This window comes from Chitinophaga sp. (assembly GCF_036566945.1).
GTDB lineage: Bacteria > Bacteroidota > Bacteroidia > Chitinophagales > Chitinophagaceae > Chitinophaga.
In genome coordinates this window covers 1-4,682 of record NZ_DATCVJ010000850.1, presented here as the reverse complement: position 1 = coordinate 4,682, position 4,682 = coordinate 1, and the positions used below count along the sequence as shown (strand labels likewise).

The window sequence follows — 4,682 nt, the reverse complement described above, 5'->3', positions numbered from 1 at the left end:
CTATCGGCTTACTGATTGGTATCCCCATCGTTGCGCTGGTAATATTTATCATCCGTAAACTCACTGGTGTAAAAGAAACCAACCGCTATGCCGGCTATACCTTAACCTTCCTGTGGTTACTGGGACTGGCGTTTGCTGCTGTGGTGATTTCTTCTGTGGTGAAAGATTTCAGAAGACCCGCCAGTGAAACAGAATCAATAGCCATTCAACAGCCCTCCCAGGGAAAACTGGTCCTGAGAAAAGCTCCCGGTGGTATCCTGACAGATGGCGACGATGATGTGCATTTCGGCTTCTTTGACGATCATTTACTGGTAGCTGACGATACCGTCCTGATTAACTACGTTCGCATAAAAATCGAAAAAAGTCTCACCGACAGCTTCGATGTGGAAGTAACCCGCTTTTCAAGAGGTCGCACAGTACAACAAGCCAAAGAACTGGCACATGATATCGCTTTCCACCTGAATCAGAAGGATTCTATCCTGTACCTGCCCGAAGGCTTCTCCCTGTCGCCGCATTCAAAATACCGCGGACAAAGGGTGACTGTAACCATAAAAGTACCGGTAGGCAAGAATATAGAAGTAGACCGCGAAGTATATCGCAACTATTCTTTCAGCCGCTACAGTCATGACGATGACAATTGGGACAACGATGATTATGACAATGATCAGCCAGGCCCCCTGAACCTGAAAATGACTCCTGACGGCACGAATGATCTCAATGAACATAAGCCTGCCCCGCAGAAGGAAAACACAGATTCAGCTGCTACAGAAGGATATCGTTATAAAGGTCCATCCGCCCAAAATGCCATCAAAGCCGTAAAAGAAACACCCGCATTAGATGGAGGCGTTTCTTTCCTGGAATTCCTGATGGTAAACAGATACAACAGCTAACCAGCCTAACCGCTTAATTATAAATCGAGTGAAGTGAAAACGCCGCCATGTTTTCACTTCACTTTTTTTTAACATATCCTATTCCGAGATTTTCCCGATCGGATCATTCATCCCTATGATTAATGTTTAACTTTGCCTATTCAGCATAATATTAAATAATAGGATAAGATAAGGAATGCAGGCTCCCATAAACATCGCGCTGGTAGGAAATCCGAATAGTGGTAAAAGTTCCCTTTTTAATGCGCTCACCGGGTTAAACCAGAAGGTGGGTAATTTTCCGGGAGTAACGGTAGATAAGAAAACCGGAACAGCTCAGATAGTACCTGGCGTTAGCGCCAATATTATTGATCTGCCCGGTACCTACAGCCTGTACCCTAAGAGTGCAGATGAATATGTGACCTATGATGTGCTGATTAATCAGGATAATAGCGATAGTCCCCGCCTGGTGATTATCGTGGCAGATGCCTCTAACCTGAAACGTAACCTCCTCTTCTGCTCCCAGATCATTGATCTGAAAATCCCTGTTATCATTGGTCTGACCATGATGGACATTGCACGCAAAAAAGGGGTGGAAATAGACCTGGACGGGTTGGAACGGGAATTAGGCGTACCGGTGGTGGCCATCAATCCCCGTAAAAATAAAGGGGTTACAGAAATAAAGAAAGTAATTGATCTGGCCATACGGTCACAATACAAAACACCTCCAAGAGACTTTATCAATAGCAACGCGCTGGCCAAAGAAGTGATCGATGACGTGAGAAAGGCAGTGCCAGCCTGCAAAAGCGATTACGGGGCTTTACATATAGCCGTTAACGTGGACGATCTGTCGTTTATCAATAGTACTCAGAAACAGGCCATCAAAAACGGCCTGCAGGCACATCAGTTCAATAAAACCAAGATACAGGCAGAAGAAATCATGCAGCGGTATGCCCGCATCAAGCATATCATGAAAGCAACGGTAGTGGAAAATGATCCGCTGCAAAAACAATTGCGTTCGGAAAAAATTGATGACCTCCTTCTGCATCGTTTCTGGGGATACGCCATTTTGCTGATGGTGATGTTCCTCCTGTTCCAAAGCATTTTCTGGCTGGCCTCCTATCCGATGGACTGGATTGAAGGCGGATTTGGAGCGCTGAGTGGTTGGTTAAGTAGTGTATTGCCCGATAATAAAGTCACCGACTTCTTCATAAATGGAATACTGGCGGGTATTAGCGGTTTTGCCGTATTTATTCCCCAGATTATGATCTTGTTTGGGCTGATCACCATTCTTGAAGATACCGGCTACATGGCCCGTATCAGCTTTTTAACAGATCGCTTAATGCGGCAGGTAGGACTGAACGGAAAGTCAGTAATGCCTTTGATCAGTGGAGTAGCATGTGCGGTGCCGGCTATTATGGCTACCCGTACGATTGAAAATAAAAAAGAAAGACTCATCACCATCATGGTAACACCTTTGATGAGCTGTTCTGCCAGGTTGCCTATTTACACCATGATGATTGCCCTGGTAATTCCGGACAAACGTTTTGGTATTCTCGGTTTACAAGGGCTGGTCATGATGGGACTCTATCTGTTGGGCTTCTTCATGGCTATCTTTATTGCCGCCATCATGAAATTGTTTGTGCGCATTAAAGAGAAAAGTTATTTCATCATGGAGTTGCCGGTGTACCGCTCACCGCGTTGGGCTAACGTAGGTACTACCATGGTAGAAAAAGCAAAGATATTTGTGAAAGATGCCGGTAAGGTCATTGTGGTGATATCTGTGATCTTATGGTTCCTGGCCTCCTACGGCCCTGCCAGCAGAATGCAGCCGATACACGAAAAATATGAACCGCTATTGGCGAAGGTAGACCCCGCGTCTAAAGAAGCCGCGATATTGAATAAAGAATTTCAGTCGGAAAAGTTATCGAATTCCTATGCAGGAGTACTGGGGCATACCATTGAACCAGCTATCCGTCCCTTGGGGTTCGACTGGAAAATAGGGATTGCACTGATCACTTCTTTCGCTGCCCGTGAAGTATTTGTAGGCACTATGGCTACCCTTTACAGTGTAGGAGAAGATCCCGAGAATAACAATGCCACCCTGCGCGAAAAATTATCGTCCGCCACATGGCCCGATGGAGCACCGGTATATACGCTGGCTTCCGGATTGTCATTAATGCTTTTCTATGCATTTGCCATGCAGTGTATGAGTACGATGGCGATTGTGAAACGGGAAACAAAATCCTGGAAATACCCGGTAATACAGCTGGTGTACATGACTGCACTGGCCTATGTTTGCAGTTTCATCATCTTTAATATCTTCAAATAATATCTTGTACATTGCATTTATAGTTCATCGTAAATGCATTGTTTATGAAATTGCTTTGTTACAGCTTTTGCCTGTTATTTGCGCTCCCTCTAATGGCACAAACGGCCGTAGATTCTTCCCAACTCATGAAGGATATACGTACCCTTTCGGCAGACAAGTTTGAAGGCCGTAAAGCAGGTTCCCGCGGAAGCCGTATGGCACAGTTTTATATCCTCGACCGCTTTAAAAAAATAGGGCTCGCTACTTATCACGATACGTACGAATATCCATTTTATTTTCAGGAAGGAGATAAGAAGATAATGGGTACTAACCTGTACGGCTATATTCCAGGTAAACTAAGCACGGTAATAGTGATTTCTGCACACTATGATCACCTGGGCATAAGAGGCAGCGGCAACGGCGCCGACTCCGTTTATAACGGGGCAGACGACAATGCTTCCGGCGTAGGCGGATTGCTGGCCATGGCCGCCTACTTTAAAAAACATCCTCCCCGCTATACCCTCATTTTTGCTGCGCTGGATGGGGAAGAAGAAGGATTACAGGGGGCGAAGGCTTTTGTAACACAACCTCCGGTACCACTCACGCAGATTCGTCAGAATATTAACATGGATATGATTGCCCACAACGACAAAAATGAATTGTATGTATGTGGTACTTTTCAGTTCCCGGATGCCAGGAAATATATTGACGAAGTAGCTGCCAGTAGCAGTGTTCACCTGATTGCCGGTCACGACCGGCCGGAAAGTGGCGCCGACGACTGGACCAAACAAAGTGATCAGAATGAATTCTTTAAACAAAAAATTCCCTTCCTGTACTTTGGTGTAGAAGATCATCCTGATTACCACCATGTATCGGACGAGTATACCAGGATAAACCATTCTTTCTATTACCGGGCAGTGCAAACGATCTTAGATGTGGTGAAAACGATGGATAGCAATATGCCGGAGAATAGATTCAGTGGAGCAAAAACAATGTAGTGGCGTTACGGATGCAGGTGTTTTTTTCGGTAGAAGTTATACAAAATGAAACTCCTGCATCCGTAAACAATGCCTATTTTTTGAATGTTTGAATCATGCCTTTAAAGTGAGTCGCATCCAGTCTGTTGGCCGATGTACGGGCCAGTCTGTTTCCTTCCACTTTGGCAGAACGTCCCAGTGATCCTGCAGGGACCCCCATATTTATCAGCGAAGCGCGTAGCAACGGATCGTTCAGGTTTCCCCAGTCGGTGGTATAGTCATCATCTGCCTTTACCTGCGGTGCTAATCCGCTGAAATAATCTCCTTCTCCGGCAGCATTTTTAGTCTGGAAATTCACGGCATACATATCATACTTGCCAAACGAAATATTGATAAATCCAACGGGTTTGCCATAAGTGCTGTCACCCACGAGAGTCGTCGTCATAGCTGGTTTCAGTACATTATACAGGAGCTCACTGGCGGATACCGTATTCCTGGTTACCAGGAAGTTTACCCTGGTCAGGTCCA

4 protein-coding genes are annotated in these 4,682 nt (G+C 45.5%); 3 read left to right on the top strand and 1 reads right to left on the bottom strand.

The genetic code is table 11. The annotated features are described in order from the left end of the window. The 3 genes from VIP81_RS25625 to VIP81_RS25615 form a co-directional block, all read left to right on the top strand. Nucleotides 1–890 (top strand): hypothetical protein (locus VIP81_RS25625; protein WP_331967956.1); only part of this gene is annotated, 890 nt, incomplete at its 5' end. A 175-nt stretch (nucleotides 891–1,065) separates the two neighbouring features. Beyond that, on the top strand, nucleotides 1,066–3,198 hold the full coding sequence (gene feoB, locus VIP81_RS25620; RefSeq protein ID WP_331967954.1) for a ferrous iron transport protein B: 2,133 nt from the start codon (nucleotides 1,066–1,068) through the stop codon (nucleotides 3,196–3,198). Between the two features lie 44 nt (nucleotides 3,199–3,242). Next, entirely contained in the window at nucleotides 3,243–4,175 is a 933-nt protein-coding gene (locus tag VIP81_RS25615; protein WP_331967951.1) for a M28 family peptidase, read from the top strand. Between the two features lie 73 nt (nucleotides 4,176–4,248). Here the strand turns inward: VIP81_RS25615 and VIP81_RS25610 are convergent. Further along, on the bottom strand, nucleotides 4,249–4,682 hold a 434-nt coding region (locus VIP81_RS25610; RefSeq protein WP_331967947.1), incomplete at its 5' end, for a hypothetical protein.